The organism is Pseudomonas sp. PICF6 (assembly GCF_009831705.1).
In the GTDB taxonomy this organism is placed as follows: Bacteria; Pseudomonadota; Gammaproteobacteria; order Pseudomonadales; family Pseudomonadaceae; genus Aquipseudomonas; species Aquipseudomonas rhizophila.
On record NZ_WUUD01000013.1, the window covers coordinates 493108 to 513498 of the forward strand.

The 20391-nt window shown below is 64.0% G+C and carries 8 protein-coding genes; 5 read left to right on the forward strand and 3 right to left on the reverse strand.

Annotated elements, in window-relative coordinates; translation table 11 throughout:
* Nucleotides 1–175 precede the first annotated feature (175 nt).
* Complete coding sequence (locus tag GSM73_RS07305) at nucleotides 176–13162, forward strand: non-ribosomal peptide synthetase (protein ID WP_160891969.1); 12987 nt, start codon at nucleotides 176–178, stop codon at nucleotides 13160–13162.
* Nucleotides 13163–13360: 198 nt separating this feature from the next.
* Entirely contained in the window at nucleotides 13361–14167 is an 807-nt protein-coding gene (locus GSM73_RS07310; protein ID WP_047227131.1) for an alpha/beta fold hydrolase, read from the forward strand.
* A gap of 122 nt (nucleotides 14168–14289) precedes the next feature.
* Here GSM73_RS07310 and dsbG read toward each other — a convergent pair whose 3' ends face one another.
* From dsbG to dsbD, 3 genes are read right to left on the reverse strand one after another with little or no spacing between them, the layout of a single operon-like run.
* Entirely contained in the window at nucleotides 14290–15057 is a 768-nt protein-coding gene (dsbG, locus tag GSM73_RS07315; protein ID WP_047227132.1) for a thiol:disulfide interchange protein DsbG, read from the reverse strand.
* The gene (locus GSM73_RS07320; RefSeq protein WP_076385667.1) at nucleotides 15033–15902 is read right to left on the reverse strand and encodes a TlpA disulfide reductase family protein; all 870 of its coding nucleotides are present in this window, start codon (nucleotides 15900–15902) and stop codon (nucleotides 15033–15035) included. Before GSM73_RS07320 ends, dsbG begins: the two co-directional genes overlap by 25 nt.
* A complete protein-coding gene (gene dsbD, locus GSM73_RS07325; protein WP_076385665.1) occupies nucleotides 15902–17629 on the reverse strand; it encodes a protein-disulfide reductase DsbD in 1728 nt (575 codons plus the stop codon). The genes GSM73_RS07320 and dsbD overlap by 1 nt, the downstream gene beginning before the upstream one ends.
* A 175-nt stretch (nucleotides 17630–17804) precedes the next feature.
* Here dsbD and GSM73_RS07330 point away from each other — a divergent pair, with 175 nt between their 5' ends.
* From GSM73_RS07330 to GSM73_RS07340, 3 genes are all read left to right on the forward strand, one after another.
* Entirely contained in the window at nucleotides 17805–18485 is a 681-nt protein-coding gene (locus GSM73_RS07330; protein ID WP_047227135.1) for a response regulator, read from the forward strand.
* On the forward strand, nucleotides 18482–19804 hold the full coding sequence (locus tag GSM73_RS07335) for an ATP-binding protein (protein WP_160891971.1): 1323 nt from the start codon (nucleotides 18482–18484) through the stop codon (nucleotides 19802–19804). Before GSM73_RS07330 ends, GSM73_RS07335 begins: the two co-directional genes overlap by 4 nt.
* A 146-nt stretch (nucleotides 19805–19950) precedes the next feature.
* A partial coding sequence (locus GSM73_RS07340; RefSeq protein WP_256676757.1) for a GNAT family N-acetyltransferase occupies nucleotides 19951–20391 on the forward strand: 441 nt, incomplete at its 3' end.

The window sequence follows — 20391 nt, forward strand, 5'->3', positions numbered from 1 at the left end:
CGTTGCCGCGGTGTTCTGCTTTCCGGCGGGTCTGGATCAAGAGGCCGCTGACTAATTATTTGCCGACGGTATCCGTTCTCAGGGATGAAGGTTTCGGGCGGCAGTCCCGATGCCGAACCGCATTCCGCAGGCCACCAGATACCACTAGCAAGCCGAATTTCAGGCAGGAAACCTCATGACCGACGCGTTCGAACTCCCCAGCACCCTGGCTCATGCCCTTCAGCGCCGCGCCGCGTTGTCGCCGGATCGTGTGGCCTTGCGCTTCCTTGCCGACGTTCCGGAGCAAAGTGTTGTACTGAGTTATCGCGACCTGGACCTGCGTGCCCGGACCATCGCCGCCGCCTTGCAGGCCGAGGCGGCGTTTGGTGACCGTGCGGTTTTGCTGTTTCCCAGTGGCCCGGACTACGTCGCGGCGTTTTTTGGCTGTCTGTACGCGGGTGTGATCGCGGTGCCGGCCTATCCGCCGGAGTCCGCCCGTCGCCACCACCAGGAACGCCTGCTGTCGATCATTGCCGATGCCGAGCCGCGCCTGTTGCTCACCCGCAGCGATCTGCGCGAGCCGCTGCAAGCCATCGAGTCGGCACCGCCGGTGCTGTGCGTCGATAACCTTGATCCGGCCCGCGCCGGGCAATGGCTGCAACCGAATCTGCAGGACCATGACATCGCTTTCCTGCAATACACCTCCGGCTCCACCGCATTGCCCAAGGGGGTGCAGGTCAGCCATGGCAACCTGGTGGCCAACGAATTATTGATCCGCCACGGCTTCGGCATTGATCTGAACCCTGACGACGTGATCGTCAGTTGGCTACCGCTGTACCACGACATGGGCCTGATCGGCGGCCTGTTGCAGCCGGTTTTCAGCGGTGTGCCCTGCGTGCTGATGTCGCCCGCATACTTCTTGGCCCGGCCGTTGCGCTGGCTGGAAGCGATCAGCGAATACGGCGGCACCATCAGCGGCGGCCCGGACTTCGCCTATCGGCTGTGCAGCGAGCGGGTCAGTGAGTCGGCGCTCAAGCGCCTCGACCTGAGCGGCTGGCGCGTGGCTTATTCAGGCTCCGAGCCGATCCGTCTCGACAGCCTGGAACGCTTTGCCGAGAAATTCGCGCCGTGCGGCTTCACACCGGACAGTTTCATGGCGTCCTATGGCCTGGCTGAAGCGACCTTGTTCGTCGCGGGCACACCGCGCAGTCAAGGCATCCCGTCGTTGCAAATGGACGACACGGCACTGGCGCACCATCGTGCCGAGCCAGGGCAGGGCAGTACAGTGATGAGTTGCGGCGTGAGCCAGCCCGGACATGCGGTGCTGATCGTCGAGCCCAACACGTTGCAGCCGCTGACCGACAACCGGGTCGGCGAAGTCTGGGCCTGCGGGCCGAGCATTGCGCATGGTTACTGGCGAAATCCTGAGGCCAGCGCCAAGACATTCGTCCAGTACGATGGCTGCACCTGGCTGCGCACCGGCGACTTGGGTTTCCTGCGTGAGGGGGAGCTGTTCATTACCGGCCGCCTGAAGGACCTGATGATTGTGCGCGGTCATAACCTCTACCCCCAGGACATCGAGCAAACCATCGAGCGGGAAGTGGACGTCGTGCGCAAGGGCCGGGTGGCGGCGTTCGCGGTCGACGCTGGCGGCGAGGAAGGCATCGGTATCGCGGCGGAAATCAGCCGCAGCGTGCAGAAGATCCTGCCACCCGAAGCGTTGATCAAAGCCATTCGCCAGGCGGTGGCCGAAGCCTGTCAGCAAGCGCCGAGTGTGGTGGTGTTGCTCAATCCGGGCGCGTTGCCCAAGACCTCCAGCGGCAAGTTGCAACGCTCGGCGTGCCGGACCCGATGGGCCGACGGCAGTCTCGACAGCTATGCGCAGTTCCCTTCAGTCGAGGTTGAAGCAAGCCCTGACGCCCGCTCGTCATCGCCGTTGCAAACATTGATCGGCCAGGTCTGGTGCGAACAGTTGCAGATTGAACACGTCCATGGCGACGATCATTTCTTCCTGTTGGGCGGTAACTCCATCGCCGCCACTCAAGTGGTCGCGCGGCTGCAAGAAAGGCTGGGGCTGGCGCTGAATCTGCGCTTGTTGTTCGAAGCGCCGACCCTCGCAGCGTTCACGGCAGCGGTGGCGAATCAGCAACAGGTAGGTGGCGAGGCCCAAGGCGTGATCAGCCCGTTGCCGCGCCACGAAGCGTTGCCGCAATCCCTTGCCCAGAATCGGTTGTGGATCACCTGGCAACTGGATCCGACGAGCAGCGCCTACACCATCCCCGGCGGCTTGCACCTTCGCGGTGAGTTGGACGAAGACGCACTACGGGCAAGTTTCCAGCAACTGCTCGAACGCCACGAAGCCCTGCGCACACGATTTCTGGAGCGCGAGGGTGTCGCCCTGCAACAGGTCGATCCGGCCGGTGAGTTCAAGCTGCGCGTGATCGACCTCAGCGACCTGCCCGCCGACCAGCGCGAAGTCCAGGCGCGGCAGATGCGTGACGATGAAGCGGCGCTGCTGTTCGATTTGCAGAAGGGCCCACTGTGGCGGGTCACCTTGTTGCGTCTCGATGAGGGGGACCACCAATTGTTGGTCACGCTGCACCACATCATCGCCGACGGCTGGTCGATGAGCGTACTGATCGATGAGTTTTCCCGGTTGTACATTGCTGCATGCCAGGGGCAGGTCGCCGCGTTGGCGCCGTTGCCGTTGCAGTACGCCGACTACGGCAGTTGGCAGCGCCAGTGGTTGGCTCAAGGGGAGGCCGAGCGGCAACTGACATACTGGAAACAGCAACTGGGCGACGAACATCCGACCCTCGCCCTGAGCACGGACCATCCTCGCAGTGCGCAACGCCAGCGCAGCGCCGCCCGCCATAGCCTGCGCCTGGACAAAGGTCTCGGCGATGCCTTGCGCCAAGTGGCCCAGGCCCACGATGCAACCCCGTTCATGCTGTTGCTGGCGGCCTTCCAGGCGCTGTTACAGCGTTACACCGGCCAGTCCGACATCCGCATCGGCGTGCCCAACGCCAACCGTCCACGCCTGGAGACCCAGGGGCTGATCGGCTTTTTCATCAATACCCAGGTGCTGCGCGGGCAGGTCGATTCACGCCAGCCGTTTGCCGCGCTGTTGGCCCAGGCCCGGGAGGCCACGCTCGGTGCCCAGGCCCATCAGGACCTGCCGTTCGAACAACTGCTCGAAGCGTTCCCCCAGGCGCGCGAGCAAGGTCTGTTCCAGGTGATGTTCAACCATCAACAGCGAGACCTGAGCGCCTTGCGTCGTTTGCCGGGGCTGTTGGCCGAGGAGTTGCCGTGGCACAGCCGCGAAGCCAAGTTCGACCTGCAACTGCACAGCGAAGAGGATCGCAACGGCCGGCTGACGCTGTCGTTCGACTACGCCGACGAGCTGTTCGAGGCGCCGACCATTGCGCGGTTGGCGATGCATTACTGCAACCTGTTGCACGCGGTCTGTGCCGATCCGCAGCAGGCCATCGGCGATGTGCCGTTATTGAGCGCCGATGAATACACCCAACAGCAGCAGTGGGGCGCGGCCCCGTGCGCGCCGGCCGGCCAATGGCTACCGGAGCTGTTGAACGAGCAGGCCCGGCGCACGCCGCAACGCACTGCGCTGCTGTGGGATGATGGCTGCCTGGATTACGCCGAGCTGCACACCCAGGCCAATCGCCTGGCCCATTACCTGCGCGACAAAGGCGTCGGTCCGGACGTGTGCGTGGCGATTGCCGCCGAGCGTTCGCCGCAGTTGCTCATCGGTGTCCTGGCGATCCTCAAGGCCGGCGGCGCCTACGTGCCGCTGGATGCCGATTACCCGGCCGAGCGTTTGGCCTACATGCTCAAGGACAGCGGCGTCGATCTGTTGCTGACGCAAACTGCATTGCTGGAACGCTTGCCCCTCTGCGAGGGCGTCAGCGTCATTGCCATGGATGCCTTGCACCTGGAGCAATGGCCGAGCAACCCGCCGGGCTTGCACCTGGATGGCGATCACCTGGCCTACGTGATTTACACGTCCGGTTCCACCGGCCAACCCAAAGGCGTCGGCAACACCCATGGCGCCCTGGCTGAGCGTCTGCAATGGATGCAGGACACTTACGGGCTGGACGAAACCGACGTGCTGATGCAAAAGGCACCGATCAGTTTCGACGTGTCGGTGTGGGAGTGTTTCTGGCCGCTGATCACCGGTTGCCAACTGGTGCTGGCCGGCCCTGGCGAACACCGTGACCCGCACCGCATCGCGCAGTTGGTCCAACAATTTGGCGTGACCACGCTGCACTTCGTGCCGCCGCTGCTCAGCCTGTTTATCGACGAGCCCCTGAGCGCCCGCTGCACCAGCCTGCGCCGGGTCTTCTGTGGCGGTGAGGCCTTGCCGGCCGAACTGCGCAACCGCGTGCTGGCGCAGCTGCCGTCGGCGCAATTGCACAACCGTTATGGCCCGACCGAAACCGCCATCAACGTCACCCACTGGCATTGCAGCGTCGCCGACGGCGAGCGCTCGCCCATCGGCCGGCCGCTGGGCAATGTGGTGTGCCGCGTGCTCGACAGTGAACTCAACCCCGTGCCCGCCGGTGTGCCGGGTGAATTGTGTATCGGCGGCCTGGGGCTGGCGCGGGGTTACCTCGGGCGTCCGGGTTTGAGCGCCGAGCGCTTTATCGCCGACCCGCTGGGCGTGGCGGGCACGCGGTTGTATCGCAGCGGTGACCGGGTGCGCTGGAGCGCCGATGGCGTGATCGAATACCTTGGCCGTCTCGACCAACAGGTCAAGCTGCGCGGCTTCAGGGTCGAACCACAGGAAATCGAAGCGCGGCTGCTGGCCCAGGACGGCGTGGCCCAAGTGGCGGTGCTGGTACGCGAGACCTCGGCCGGCCCGCAACTGATCGGCTATTACACCGCTTGCGATGTCGGGCAAGATCAGGACCTCCAAAACGCCCGACTCAACGCCGCCCTGGCCGCCGAACTGCCGGACTACATGGTGCCCGCGCAATTGCTGCGCCTGGACGCCATGCCCCTGAGCCCCAGCGGCAAACTCGACCGGCGTGCCTTGCCCGAACCGCACTGGCAAGTACGTGAACACGTCGAGCCGGTCAGTGCCCTCGAGCAGCAGGTCGCTGGCATTTGGCGCGACGTGCTGGGGCTCGACCGCATCGGTCTGCGGGACGACTTTTTTGCACTGGGCGGTCATTCGCTGCTGGCGACCCAGATCATTTCCCGCACCCGCCAGGCCTGCGATATCGAGCTGCCGTTGCGCACCTTGTTCGAGGCCAGCGAGTTGGGTGCGTTCGCCGAACAGGTGCGCTTGATAAAGGCCAGCGGCCAGACCAACCGGCAACCGCCGATCGAGAAGGTCGATCGCAGCCAACCGGTGCCGTTGTCTTATTCCCAGCAGCGCATGTGGTTCCTCTGGCAAATGGAGCCCGACAGCCCGGCCTACAACGTCGGCGGCATGGCGCGGTTGCGCGGGGTGCTGGATGTCGGGCGTTTCGAGGCGGCGTTGCAGGCGTTGGTCCTGCGCCATGAAACCCTGCGCACCACTTTCCCCAGCGTCGATGGCGTGCCCCGGCAACAGGTGCACGCCAACACCGGCCTGCGCATGGACTGGCAAGATTTCTCGACGTTGGCCGTCGATATTCGCCAACAGCGGGTGCAGCAACTGGCCGACAGCGAAGCCCACAAACCCTTCGACCTGGAAACCGGGCCATTGCTGCGGGTCTGTCTGGTCAAGACCGCCGAGCAGGAACATTACCTGGTGCTGACCCTGCACCACATCGTCACCGAAGGCTGGGCAATGGATATTTTTGCCCGGGAACTGAGTGCGCTGTACGAAGCCTTTATCGACGACCGTGAATCGCCACTGGAACCCTTGCCGGTGCAGTACCTGGACTACAGCGTCTGGCAGCGCCAGTGGCTGGAGTCTGGCGAGCGTCAACGGCAACTGGACTACTGGACCACACAACTGGGTCGCGAACACCCGTTGCTCGAATTGCCGGGCGACCGTCCGCGTCCGCTGGTGCAAAGCCATCGCGGTGAATTGTTCCGATTCGACCTCAGTGATGATCTCGCCGCCCGAGTCCGCGCCTTCAACGCGCAACAGGGCTTAACCCTGTTCATGACCATGACCGCCGCCCTGGCCGTGCTGCTTTATCGCTACAGCGGCCAGACCGACCTGCGCATCGGCGCGCCGGTGGCCAACCGCATCCGTCCGGAAAGCGAAGGGCTGATCGGTGCGTTCCTCAATACCCAGGTGCTGCGCTGCCGGCTCGACGGGCAAATGTCGGTGGCTGAGTTGTTCGAGCAGGTGCGTCAGACGGTGATCGAAGGCCAGTCCCATCAGGATTTGCCGTTCGATCATCTGGTCGAAGCCCTGCAACCACCGCGCAGTGCCGCGTACAACCCGCTGTTCCAGGTGATGTGCAACGTGCAGCGCTGGGAGTTCCAGCAGAGCCGCACGCTGGCCGGGATGAGCGTCGAATACCTGGCCAACGATGCCCGGGCCACCAAGTTCGACCTGAATCTGGAAGTCACCGACCTGGACCATCGCCTGGGTTGCTGCCTGACCTACAGCACCGACCTGTTCGACGAACCGCGCATCGCCCGCATGGCCGGACACTGGCGCAATCTGCTGGAGGCACTGCTGGCCGATCCAACCCAGCGGCTAAGCGAATTGCCGTTGCTCGATGCCCGCGAGCAGCAACAGATGCTCGACAGCCTCGGCGTCGAACCCGGCGAACACCGCCTGGATCAATGCATCCATCAACTGTTCAGCGAACAGGCCCTGGCGCGCCCCGACGCACCGGCCCTGACCTTTGCCGGGCAGACCCTGACTTACGCCGAACTCGAACGCCGTGCCAACCGCCTGGCCTGGATGCTGCGCGAGCGCGGCGTCGGGCCGCAGGTGCGGGTGGGCCTGGCCCTGGAACGGTCGCTGGAGATGGTCGTTGGCCTGTTGGCGATCCTCAAGGCCGGCGGCGCCTACGTGCCGCTGGACCCGGAATACCCGCTGGACCGTTTGCATTACATGATCCAAGACAGTGGCCTCGGTCTGCTGCTCAGCGACCGGGCGATGTTCCAGGCCCTGGGCCCATTGCCGGCCGGTGTAGAGGGCTGGTGCCTGGAGGACGATAGCCCGGCCCTGGCCGGCTACCCGGACCAGGCACCGCCGCTGATCAACCTGCCGCAGCATCAGGCCTACCTGATCTACACCTCAGGTTCCACTGGCAAGCCCAAGGGCGTGGTGGTGTCCCACGGTGAAATCGCCATGCACTGCAAGGCGGTGATCCAGCGTTTCGGCATGCGCCCGGACGATTGCGAGCTGCATTTCTATTCCATCAACTTCGACGCCGCCACCGAGCGCCTGCTGGTGCCGCTGCTCAGCGGTGCCCAGGTGGTGCTGCGCGCACAAGGGCAGTGGGACGCCGAACAGATCTGCGGGCTGATTCGCGAACAGCGCATCAACATCCTCGGCTTCACCCCCAGCTACGGCAGCCAGTTGGCGCAATGGCTGGCGACCCAGGGACAAACCCTGCCGGTGCGCATATGCATCACCGGTGGCGAAGCCCTGACCGGCGAGCATTTGCAACGCATCCGGGCGGCGTTCAAGCCGAGCCTGTTCTTCAACGCCTATGGCCCGACCGAAACCGTGGTCATGCCACTGGCGAGCCTGGCCCCTGAGCAACTGGAAGAGGGCGCGGCGAGTGTGCCGATTGGCAGCGTGATCGGCGCGCGGGTGGCCTATATCCTCGATGCCGACATGGCCCTGGTGCCCCAAGGCGCCACCGGGGAGTTGTACGTCGGCGGCGCGGGATTGGCCCAGGGCTATCACCAGCGTCCGGGCATGACCGCCGAACGCTTCGTCGCCGATCCGTTTGCCGCCGATGGTGGACGGCTGTACCGCACCGGTGACCTGGTGCGCCAGCGCGTCGATGGTCAGGTGGAGTATTTGGGACGGATCGACCATCAGGTGAAGATCCGCGGTTTCCGCATCGAACTGGGGGAAATCGAAAGCCGCCTGCTGGAACATGACGCCGTGCGCGAGGCGGTGGTATTGGCGCTCGATCTGCCAGGCGGCAAGCAACTGGCCGGCTACCTGGTGACCGACGTCGTTGAACAGGACACCGAGCAACAAGCGGCCCTGCGCGAAGCGCTGAAAAATCACCTCAAGGCTCAACTGCCGGACTACATGGTGCCCACCCACCTGATCCTGCTGGCGAGCATGCCGCTGACCGCCAATGGCAAGCTCGACCGGCGTGCCTTGCCAATGCCGGATCCTGAGCTCAATCGCCAACATTACCTGGCACCTAGCAGTGCCCTGGAGCAGGCCCTGGCGGCGATCTGGTGCGACGTACTGAACGTGAAGCAGGTCGGCCTGAACGACAACTTCTTCGAACTGGGCGGCGACTCGATCCTGTCCATCCAGGTCGTCAGCCGTGCCCGGCAACAGGGCATTCACTTCACGCCCCGCGACCTGTTCCAGCACCAGACCGTGCAGGCCCTGGCCTGTGTCGCCAGCCACAGTCAGTCAGTGAGCGCTGAGCAGGGGCTGCTCGCCGGTGAGTCGGCGCTGACGCCGATCCAGCATTGGTTCTTCGATAGCAGGATTGCCAACCGTCACCACTGGAACCAGGCGTTGTTGCTGGAGCCGGCCATCACCCTGCAACCCTCCGTGCTGGAACAGGCATTGCGCAGCGTTTTCCAACAGCACGATGCGTTGCGCCTGGGCTTTGCCGAAATGGCCGGGCATTGGCGCGCCGAGCACCGACCATTGTCCGAAGCGGCGCTGTTGCGGCAGGTGGACGTGGAGAGTGAGCAGGCCTGTGAAACGGTGTTTGCCCAGACGCAGCGCAGCCTGAATCTGTCGAGCGGGCCTTTGCTGCGCGCGGTGTTGGCGCAGTTGCCCGATGGCCGCCAACGTCTGCTAATCGTGATCCATCACCTGGTCGTTGATGGTGTGTCGTGGCGGGTATTGATGGATGACCTGCAAACGCTCTACCGCCAGATCAGTGCCGGGCAAACCGCAGACCTGCCGGCCAAGACCAGCCCGTTCCGGGATTGGGCCGCACGCTTGCAGGCCTACGCCGGCAGCGAGTCGCTGCGCGAGGAACTGGGTTGGTGGCAAGCGCGGTTGAGCGGCCCGGATGTGGCGCTGCCCTGCGCCCATCCTGACGGCGGGCTTGAGGAACGTCACGCCGAAACCGTCAGCGTGCGCCTGGACGCCGAGCGCACCGGGCAACTGTTGCAACAGGCACCGCGGGCCTACCGCACCCAGGTCAACGACCTGCTGCTCACCGCCCTGGCCCGGGTGCTGTGTCGCTGGAGCGGCCACGAATCGGCGCTGATCCAGCTCGAAGGGCACGGCCGTGAGGCGCTGTTCGATGACATCGACCTGACTCGTACGGTGGGTTGGTTCACCAGCGTTTATCCATTGCGCCTGAGCCCGGCGGGTGACGACTTCGGCACCTCGATCAAGGCCATCAAGGAACAACTGCGCGCGGTGCCTCACAAGGGCCTCGGTTACGGCGTGTTGCGCTACCTGGCTGACGCCGCGACGCGCCAGGCGATGGCCGGCCTGCCGCACGCGGCGATCACCTTCAACTACCTGGGGCAGCTCGATCAGACCCTGGGCCACGACGCGCTGTTCCAGCCGCTGGACGCTGCGTTGGGGCCGATCCACGACCCCGATGCGCCGCTGCCCAACGAGCTGAGTGTCGACAGTCAGGTCAGCGGCGGCGAGCTGGTGCTGCGCTGGACGTTCAGCGCTGAGCGGCACGACCGCCAGGCCATCGCTGCGCTGGCCGATGCCTACCTCGATGAGCTGCAGGGCCTGATCGAACATTGCCTGACGGACGCGGCGGGCGGCCTGACGCCCTCGGACTTCCCCCTGGCGAAACTGACCCAGGCCCAACTCGACAGCCTGCCGGTGCCGGCCGCGCAGATCGAAGATGTCTACCCGCTGACGCCGATGCAGGAGGGCATGCTGCTGCACACATTGCTGGAGCCAGGCACGGGCCTGTACTACATGCAGGACCGCTACCGCATCAACAGCGAACTGGATCGGCAACGTTTCGCTCAAGCCTGGCAAGCCGTGATCGCTCGTCATGAAGCCTTGCGCGCGTCGTTCTGCTGGAATGTCGGCGAAGAAATGCTGCAAATCATCCACAAGCCTGGCAGCACGCCAGTGGATTATCTGGACTGGTGTGAAGTGCCCGAGGATCAGCAGGACGCCAAACTCCAGGCGTTGCTCAAGCACGAGCGCGAGGCCGGTTTCGATCTGTTGAACCAGGCCCCGTTCCACTTGCGCCTGATCCGGGTTGGCGCGGCGCGTTACTGGTTCATGATGAGCAACCACCACATCCTGATCGATGCCTGGTGCCGTTCGTTGCTGATGGAGGATTTCTTCGAGATCTACACCGCCCTTGGCGAACACCGCGAACCGCGACTGGCCGAGCCGCCGCGTTATCGCGATTACATCGGCTGGTTACAACACCAGAGTCTGGCCGAGGCGCGGCAATGGTGGACGCGCAACCTGCAAGGTTTCGAACGGACCACGCCGATCCCCACCGACCGGCCGTTGCTGCGTGAACACGCCGGTGACAGCGGCGGCATGATTGTCGGTGACTGCTACACCCGCCTCGATGTCCACGACGGTGCCCGGTTGCGCGAACTGGCCCAGGCTCACCAACTGACGGTCAACACCTTCGCCCAGGCCGCGTGGGCGCTGGTGCTGCGGCGGGTGAGCGGCGATCGGGACGTGCTGTTCGGCGTCACCGTGGCCGGACGCCCGGTGGAACTGCCGCAAATGCAACGCACCGTCGGCCTGTTCATCAACAGCATCGCCTTGCGCGTGCGGATGCCCGACGATCATCAGCGTTGCAGTGTGCGCCAATGGCTCAGTGAGTTGCTCGACAGCAACATGCAACTGCGCGAGTACGAATACCTGCCATTGGTGAGCATCCAGGAAGTCAGCGAACTGCCCAAGGGCCAACCGTTGTTTGACAGTCTGTTCGTGTTTGAGAACGCGCCGGTGGAAGTTTCGGTGCTGGATCGCGCCCAAAGCCTCAACGCCACCTCTGACTCGGGCCGCACCCACACCAACTTCCCGCTCACGGCGGTCTGCTACCCGGGGGATGACTTGGGGTTGCATCTGTCCTACGACCAGCGTTACTTCGATGAATCCACTGTCCAGGGCTTGCTGGGTGAGTTCAAGCGCTTGCTGCTGGTACTGATGGAAGGTTTTCACGGTGACATGGCCGAGCTGCCGCTGATTGGCGCCCAGGAGCAGGACTTCCTGATCGAAGGCTGCAACCAGAGCGAGCGTGCCTATGCGTTGGAGCAAAGTTACGTCGAGCTGTTCGAGGCCCGGGTCGCGGCCCATCCGCAACGGGTGGCCGCCACCTGCCTGGACAGGACGTACAGCTACGCCGAGTTGAATGCACGGAGCAACCGCCTCGGCCATGCCTTGATCGCGTCGGGCGTGGGCCTCGATCAACCGGTGGCGTTGCTGGCCGAGCGCGACCTGGACCTGCTCGGCATGATCATCGGCAGCTTCAAGGCCGGTGCCGGTTACCTGCCGCTGGACCCGGGCCTGCCGAGTCAGCGTCTGAGCCGCATCCTTGAGCTGAGCCGCACGCCGCTGCTGGTCTGCACCCAGGCCTGTCATGCCCAGGCGCTGGCGCTGCTGGACGAGTTCGCCTGTTCCGGGCGACCGAAGTTGCTGGTGTGGGAAAGTATCCAGGCCAGCGATGTTTCGCAGCAAAACCCTGGCATCTACAGCGGCCCGGACAACCTGGCGTACGTGATCTACACCTCGGGCTCCACCGGGTTGCCCAAAGGCGTCATGGTGGAACAACGCGGCATGCTCAACAACCAGCTCAGCAAGGTGCCGTACCTGGCCTTGAGCGAGACTGACGTGATCGCCCAGACCGCTTCCCAGAGTTTCGACATTTCCGTGTGGCAGTTCCTCGCCGCGCCGTTGTTCGGCGCCCGGGTGGACATCGTGCCCAACCTTATCGCCCATGACCCGCAAGGGCTGCTCGAGCATGTGCAACGCCAGGCCATCACGGTGCTGGAAAGCGTGCCGTCACTGATCCAGGGCATGCTCGCCCAGGACCGCATCGGCCTGGACGGCCTGCGCTGGATGCTGCCCACTGGTGAAGCGATGCCGCCGGAGCTGGCCCATCAATGGTTGTTGCGTTACCCGGACATTGGCCTGGTTAACGCCTATGGCCCGGCGGAATGCTCCGATGACGTGGCGTTCTTCCGGGTCGACATGGCCTCGACCCGTGGCAGCTACCTGCCGATTGGTACGCCCACCGACAACAACCGTTTGTACTTGCTCGATGGTGCGCTGGACCTGGTGCCGCTGGGTGCGGTGGGCGAGTTGTGCGTGGCAGGCACCGGGGTAGGGCGCGGTTACGTCAGTGACCCATTGCGCACTGCCCCAGTGTTTGTGCCCAACCCGTTCGGTGCGCCAGGGGAGCGCTTGTACCGCACTGGCGACCTGGCGCGGCGGCGTCGCGACGGCGTGCTGGAGTACGTTGGACGCATCGATCATCAGGTGAAGATTCGTGGTTACCGCATCGAGCTGGGGGAAATCGAAGCGCGCCTGCATGAACAGCCCGAGGTCCGCGATGGCGCGGTGGGGGTACAGGAAGGCGCCAACGGCAAGCATCTGGTGGGCTATCTGGTCGCCGCCGATTCGGCATTGAAGCCGACCGAACGCCTGGAACGCATCAAGCAGCGTCTGCGCGCCGAACTGCCGGAATACATGGTACCGCTGCACTGGCTGTGGCTTGAGCGCTTGCCCCTCAACGCCAACGGCAAACTCGACCGCAACGCCTTGCCGGCCTTGGAAATCGGCCAGTTGCACCGCCAGGATTACCAGGCGCCAGGCAATGAGCTGGAGCAGACCCTGGCGGACATCTGGGCCCAGGTGCTCAAGGTCGAGCGGGTGGGGGTGCGAGACAATTTCTTCGAACTGGGCGGCCACTCGTTACTGGCGACGCAAATCGCTTCGCGGGTGCAAAAGGCCCTGCAACGCAATGTGCCGCTGCGGGCGATGTTCGAGTGCAGCACGGTGCAGGAACTGGCCGAATACATCGATGGGCTGGCGGCGAGTGAAATCACCGAGGAGAAGGTGGATCGGTTGAATGATTTGATGGCGCAATTGGAAGGATTGTAGTTCTGCGGCGTCTATAAGAGGCCTCATCGCGAGCAGGCTCGCTCCCACAATGGATTTGTGATCGACGCAAATCCCCGGTGGGAGCGAGCCTGCTCGCGATGGCGTCATTACTAACACCGCAAAGCCCACGGTTGACGCCTCGCCCCGTACGGCTCAGTCTCCCAAGGCTTTTTCTCCATTCAACACAAGGAGGTCTCAATGCCTTTTGCAACCCTTGATGGGCAATCACTTCACTACCTGGACCAAGGCCAGGGCCCGGTGGTGCTGCTGGGCAGCAGCTACCTGTGGGATCACACCATGTGGGCGCCGCAGATCGAGGCACTGTCCCGGCATTACCGGGTGATCGCCCTGGACCTTTGGGGCCACGGCCAGTCCGGGCGTTTGCCTGAGGGCATGACGTCCCTGGACGATCTGGCTCGCCAGGCACTGGCGTTGATGGATCATCTGGAGGTCGATTGCTTCAGTCTGGTGGGGCTTTCGGTGGGCGGGATGTGGGGCGCACGGCTGGCGCTGATGGCGCCCAAGCGGCTTGAGGCGTTGGTGTTGATGGATACTTACGTGGGGGTCGAACCTGAACCGACTCGCCAGTATTACTTTTCGCTGTTCGACAAGATCGAAGCCAGCGGCAGCATCCCCGAGCCGTTGCTGGACATTGTCGTGCCGATCTTTTTCCGGCCGGGCATTGATCCGCAGTCAGCGCTCTACCAGCAGTTTCGCGCCACACTGGCCGCACTGCCGACCGACCGCCTGCGCGACAGTATCGTGCCGTTGGGACGGATCATTTTTGGTCGGGACGATATCCTGCCGCGCCTGCCTGAGCTCGACGCCACGCGCACCCTGGTGATGTGCGGCGACCAGGACAAACCGCGACCACCGTCCGAGGCGCTGGAAATGGCTGAGCTGATCGGCTGCCCGCATGTGCTGATTCCAGAGGCAGGGCATATCTCCAACCTGGAAAACCCGGAATTCGTCACCCGTGCCTTGCTGGAGTTTCTGCGCAGCTGACCTGACGCCATCGCGAGCAGGCTCGCTCTCACATTTTGATCTGTGCCTGACGCTGATTTTGTCGTCGCCACACATCCCCTGTGGGAGCGAGCCTGCTCGCGATGAGGCCCTCTAGGTCGATCTCACTTCGGCCCGAGAATCTTCACCAGCTTGTCCGGCGCCGGTGCGCCTTGCTGCTGTTGCAGTTCGCCCTTGTCATCCAGGTAGAAAATCGCCGGGGTGGCGGACAGTTCCAGTTCTTCCATCAACTGCAGGTTGGCGTCCAGTTTTGCCTGGATGGCCGGCGGTATGTTTTTGAGGGGTTTGAGCGCGCTGCCCTTGCCGGCCTTCTCGTGGGTTTCCAAGGCCTGCTCAGGGTCCTTGGCCGCCAGCAATGCGGCGGATTTTCCTGGGCTGTCTTCACGGATGATGCCCACCATGATGTGGCGTAACTGCACCTTGCCGGCTTTGACCCATGGCCGTGCCTGTTCCCAGAACATGTTGCAGTACGGGCAGTTCGGGTCACTGAACAGATAGACGGTGCGCGGCGCGTCCTTGCTGCCGTCGGCGATCCAGTTGCTCGCTTCCATCTTCCCCCAGATGGCCTTGGCCATTGGGGCATAGACCAGCTTTTGCAGCGGCTCGGCGCTCAGGTCCTTGCCGTCGGCGTCGTACAGGTTGCCCAGCAAGACATGCTGGCCATCGGGTGTCAGGTACAGCGCCATCCCACGGTTCTGGTATTGCGCCGCGTAACCGCGCAATCCGTCCGGCGCCTCGAACGTGCCGACGATTTTCGCGCCCTTGGCTTCGATTTTCTTGATGGCCGCGGGCAGTTCTTCGGCGTGCAGCAGCGGTGCCTGCGACAGCGTGGCGGCGACGGCCAGGGTCAGCAAGTGGCGGAGGCGGGGCATGAGGGTTTCCTTGTGGCGGAGTGGGGAGCCGAGGTTGAATCCGGCGTTTCGAAGTTCTCCAGGGCGCGGGCCAGGCTCGCTTCTGACAATTCGCCCAAGTGACTGTCCAGCAGGCGGCCGTCGGCGCTGTAGAACAAGGTGGTTGGCAGTGCCATGGAACCGACGGCTTGACCGAGGCGACCGCTGCCATCAAACAGCACGTTGTCCAGGCTCAAGCCCTGGGTGGCCAGATAAGTGCTGACGCTTTGCATGCTTTCGGCCTGGTTGACGAACAGGAACGTCAGGTCCGGGCGCTGCTGCTGGGCCTCTTCCAGCACGGGCATTTCGCGCCGGCAGGGTGGGCACCAGGTGGCCCAGAGGTTGATCACCAGGGGCCCGCCCTGATAATCGGTGAGTTTCACCGTCTCGCCGTTGGCGTTACGCAGATTGATTTCCGGCAGTCGGGTACCTTGTTCATAGATCGTCAACGACATCGTCGCCACCAGCCAGAACAACAGGCCGCTGCCCACGCCGAAACCCAACGGCCGGCGCAAGGCCGGTCGGTGCCGGCCCCACAGCAACGCGCCAATCACCAGCGCGACGATCCCCGGCCAGGCCAGAAAACCGCCGTCGCGCAGGTCGACGATCTGCCACAGGTCATCCTGGTAATGGTTCCAGTAGGCGGCGACGAAGCCGATCCGTGCGGCCAGAAGCCCCAGCAAAAACAGCACGAACAGCACCGATTCCGGGTTTTCGCCACCGCGCTTGGCTACTCGCCAGCCTACCAGGGTCGCCAGTGCCAACGCGCTGATCAGCAATAGATGGTTAAGCGCAATGGCAAAGGTGCCGAGGGTAAACGTCAGCATCAGCGCGCGTTCCGAGTCATGTTCCAGTGCTCCAGGAATTCCTTGGCATTGACTTCCCCGGTGATCCGCTGGCTGCGCCGCTCTTGACCGTCGGCGCCAATCCACAGCAGGCTCGGTGGCCCCGGCACTTGATAGCGGCCCAGCAGTTCGCGACTGGCGGCATTGTCGGCGGTGACGTCCAGACGCACCAGACGTACGTCTTTCAAGGCGTCCAGCACATCGGCGCGGCCGAACACCTGTTTTTCCATGATCTTGCAGGACACGCACCAGTCGGCGTAGTAGTCCAGCAAGACCCATTGGCCCTGGGCCTTGGCCGCATCCAGTTCCCGCTGCAGGGCGGCAGGCTCGCTGACCGTGATAAAGGCATCATGGGTGCTGACGGCCGAGCTTTCCGAGGTGCCTGCATAGACCTCCAGGGGCTGGAAGAAATCATCGCCGCCACCCGCCGCGCCGATCACCAGCAGGCTGCCCCACAGACCGAACAGCAGCGACGCGCTGCCGCATACATAGGCTGTGCGACCGAAACCTTCGGTCTGCCGCCAGGCGCTATAGGCGGCAATCAACAAGAGCGTGCCCCACAGGCCGATCCACAGCGAGCCGTCGATGACCGGGCGGATCATGAGGATCGCGGTGCCCAGGAACAGGAAACCGAACACGCCCTTGAGCACATTCATCCAGGCGCCGGGTTTGGGCAGGAAACGATTGCCCACGGTCACCAATAGCAACAGCGGCAGGCCAATGCCCACGCCCATGGCGAACAGGATCAGCCCGCCGTGCAACGCATTGCCGCTTTGGGCGATGTACAGCAGCGCACCGGCCAGCGGGGCAGTCATGCACGGGCCCACCAACAGGCCGGACAAGGCTCCGAGAATACCGGCGCCCACCAGGCTGCCGCCGCGGCGCTGGCGTCCGGCACTTTCCAGGCGGTCGCGCAGGGCGGCCGGTAACTGCAATTCGAAGAAACCGAACATCGGTAGCGCCAGCACCACGAAGATCGCCGCGAAAGTGCCCAGCAGCCACGGTTGTTGCAGCAGTGCCTGAAGGTTGGCCCCCAGCAGCGCGGCGATTACGCCCATGGCGGCATACACCAGGGCCATGCTGATCACGTAGCTGATGGCCAATGCCAATCCACGCCGAGGGCTGGCGCCGCTGCCCACCACCACCCCGGCCAGGATCGGCAACATGGGCAGCGAGCACGGCGTAAACGCCAGCAACAGGCCCAGGCCAAAGAACACCAGCAGGCTCCAGCCCAAGGCCCGTTGCTGCAGGCCGCTGGCCAAGGCCTGGTCCGGCGCCTCACCATTGGCAACCGCTGGTGCAGTGCCACCCAGGTCCACCACCTGGGTCTGGGGCGGATAACACAAGCCCGCGTCGGCGCAGCCCTGGAAGCCGACCTTGATCTTGCCGGTGGCACCGGCGGGAATCTTTAGTTCCAGCGCCTGGCGATAAACCTGTTGATCGCCGAAAAACTCGTCGCTATGGGCTTCACCCTCCGGCAACTTCGGCTTTTGCGCCTCGGCAAGACCGTCGAATTTGAGTCGCTGCTGATACAGGTAGTAGCCGTCGGCAATCTGCCAGAACAACTGGGTTTCACCGGAGTCCAGGCGTTCGGAGGTAAACACGAAGGCCTTTTCCACCGGCAGGAAATCGGTTTTGGTCTCGAAGGGATTGGCGGCCTGGGCCAGGCCCGAGATCAGGAGCAGCCACAGCAAAAACAATCGACGCATGGATAAAGCCTTAGAACGGAGCAAGTGGAATGCACGATGGCGACTGGCGATTAACCGTCGATTAACCCGGCGACGATCGGCAGGTAGCAATGATCGCCCATGTTTGCCGTACTCGTCGCATAATGTCGGCTTAATCGGCCGGCGGCCTAATGTACCTTTTTCCACGGGGCTTACCATGCACGTACTGGTCTGCGAAGACGATGAGTTGATCGCCAGCGGGATCGTCGCCGGGCTCACGGCCCAGGGCCTGACCGTCGAACACGTCGCCACGGCGTCGGCGGCGCGGGCGATGGTCGGCGTGGCCCGGTTCGACGTCATGGTGCTGGACCTGGGGCTGCCCGACGAGGACGGCCTTAAATTGTTGCGCCAATTGCGCCAGCAAGGTCTGGAAATACCGGTGCTGATCCTCACCGCCCGGGACTCGGTGACCGACCGGGTCGACGGCTTGCAGGCCGGTGCCGATGATTATCTGCTCAAACCCTTTGATCTGCGTGAACTCGCGGCGCGCCTGCACACCTTGCTACGGCGCGTGGCGGGGCGCAGCGTCAATCTGATCGAGCACGGTCGCCTGACCTACGACCCCAGCAGCCGGGAAACCACCCTCGGCGGACAGCCGGTGGACCTTTCCCGGCGTGAGCAGTCATTGCTGCAGGCGCTGTTGCACAGTCGCGGTCGGGTCCTGTCCACCGAGCAACTCAAGGACAGCGTCTACGGGTTCAATGACGAACTGGAAAGCAACGCCCTCAACGTCCATATCCATCACCTGCGGCGCAAGCTCGGCAATGGCATTGTCGAGACGGTCCGCGGGCTGGGTTATCGGCTGGGGCCGGCCGACGACGGGGAGTCCTCCAAGTGATGAGCCTGCGATTGCGCCTGAGTCTGACCCTCGGCGCGGCCTTCGCCCTGATCTGGGCCCTGGCGGCGGCGTGGATGCTCAGTGATCTGCGCAACCAGATGATGTTTTCCCTTGACCAGCGGCTGGTGGCTTCGGCGCGGATGGTCGCCGGGCTGCTGGAACAGATGCCATTGCCCAGCAAAGGGGAAGGCACGCACCTGAAAACCGAGCAGGTGAGCATTCCGGGGGGCATGGCTTGCCAGGTCAGCTCCTTGCGGGGGGAGATCCTGGCCCGCAGCCATGGCACCCCAGACCAAACCCTGGAAGCCGAGAAGCTGGGCTTTCACGACCAGATGATCGACGGCGCGCCCTGGCGCAGTTTCACCCTGGCCCGAGGGGATTTGCGCATCACCACCGCCGACCGCCAGATCGAACGCGAAGCCTTGAACATGTCGGTGCTGTTGGCGGCCTCGGTACCGGTCGGCGTGGCGCTGCTGGGCTGCCTGTGCCTGTTATGGCTGGGCATCGGCCAGGGCCTGGCACCGCTCAATCGCATGCGCGATGCATTGATGCGACGCAATGCCGACTCCCTGGAGCCTCTGCAGATCCATCCGCTGCCCAGTGAGCTGCGGCCGTTGCTGGAGACCCAGAACCAGCTGTTCCAGCGTATCGGCAAGACCATTGAGCGCGAGCGCCGGCTGACCGGCGATGCCGCCCATGAGCTGCGCAGCCCGTTGACGGCTATCAAGACTCACCTGCAAGTGGCGCGCATGACCGAAGGCGTCGCCCGCGATCAGTCCCTGGCCCGGGCCGAGGAGGGCGCCGACCGCTTGCACCGTACCCTCGAACAGTTGTTGCTGCTGGCCCGGGTCGAGGGCAGCCTGTCGTTCGACGATGGCGTGCAATGCAACGCCGAGCAAGTGGCGCGACTGGCGATCCAGGATGCGACCGGCGGCGCTCCCCAGCGGATCAAGCTGCACTTGGCACCCGGGGTGTCCGACGCGCCGGTGCAAATGCCGGCGGTGCTTTCCATCGCCGCCTTGCGCAATCTGCTGGACAACGCCTTGCGGCATACGCCGGACGGGACCGAGGTGCAATTGAGCCTGGAAATGATTGGCCAGCGTGTACGCTTCCAGGTTCGCGATCATGGTCCCGGCATTGACGCCGACGATATCCAGTACCTGACCCAGCGCTTCTGGCGCAATGGCCAGAGCACCGGCTGCGGACTGGGGTTGGCGATTGTCCAGGCCATCGTCCAGCGTTGTGGTTGCGGTCTGCATTTCGACAGCCGTCCGGACGGATTGCGGGTTGAATTGACGATGCCGGTGAGGGGGGGCTAGTGGGCAGCTTCAAGCTACAAGCTACAAGCTACAAGATGGACCGCTTGAAGCTTGAAGCTTGAAGCTACAACTTCCCATTAGCGCACCCACCTCATCCGGGTCTATGTTTTTCTCAGCTCGACTCAAGGACTGAGGAACACCGCGCCATGGAACCACTCATTGAAATCAGCACCGCCACCCCCAGCGATGCCGGCATCATCAGCCGGATCGCCGAACGCTCCATCCGCCTCGGATGTGCCGCCGAACACCGTAACGACCCGCGCATCGTGGCAGCCTGGATACGCCACAACACCCTCGCTCACCTACAGCCCTTACTGCTCGACCCAAGGTTGCGCCTGACCCTGGCGCGTTTGCAGGGGCGGCTGGTGGGCACCGCCATGGCCTCGGTTTCAGGCCGGATCGCGTTCTGCTATGTGCAACCGGAATGGTTTCGCCGCGGTGCCGGGCGAGCGCTGGTACGGGACATCGAGGCGTGGTTGCGCGGTCGCGGGGTCGTCCAGGCGACCCTCAACAGCACGCGCAGCAGCCATGGGTTCTATCGACACCTGGGGTTCAGGCAAAGCGCCGAGGCGTTCGCCATCGGCGGT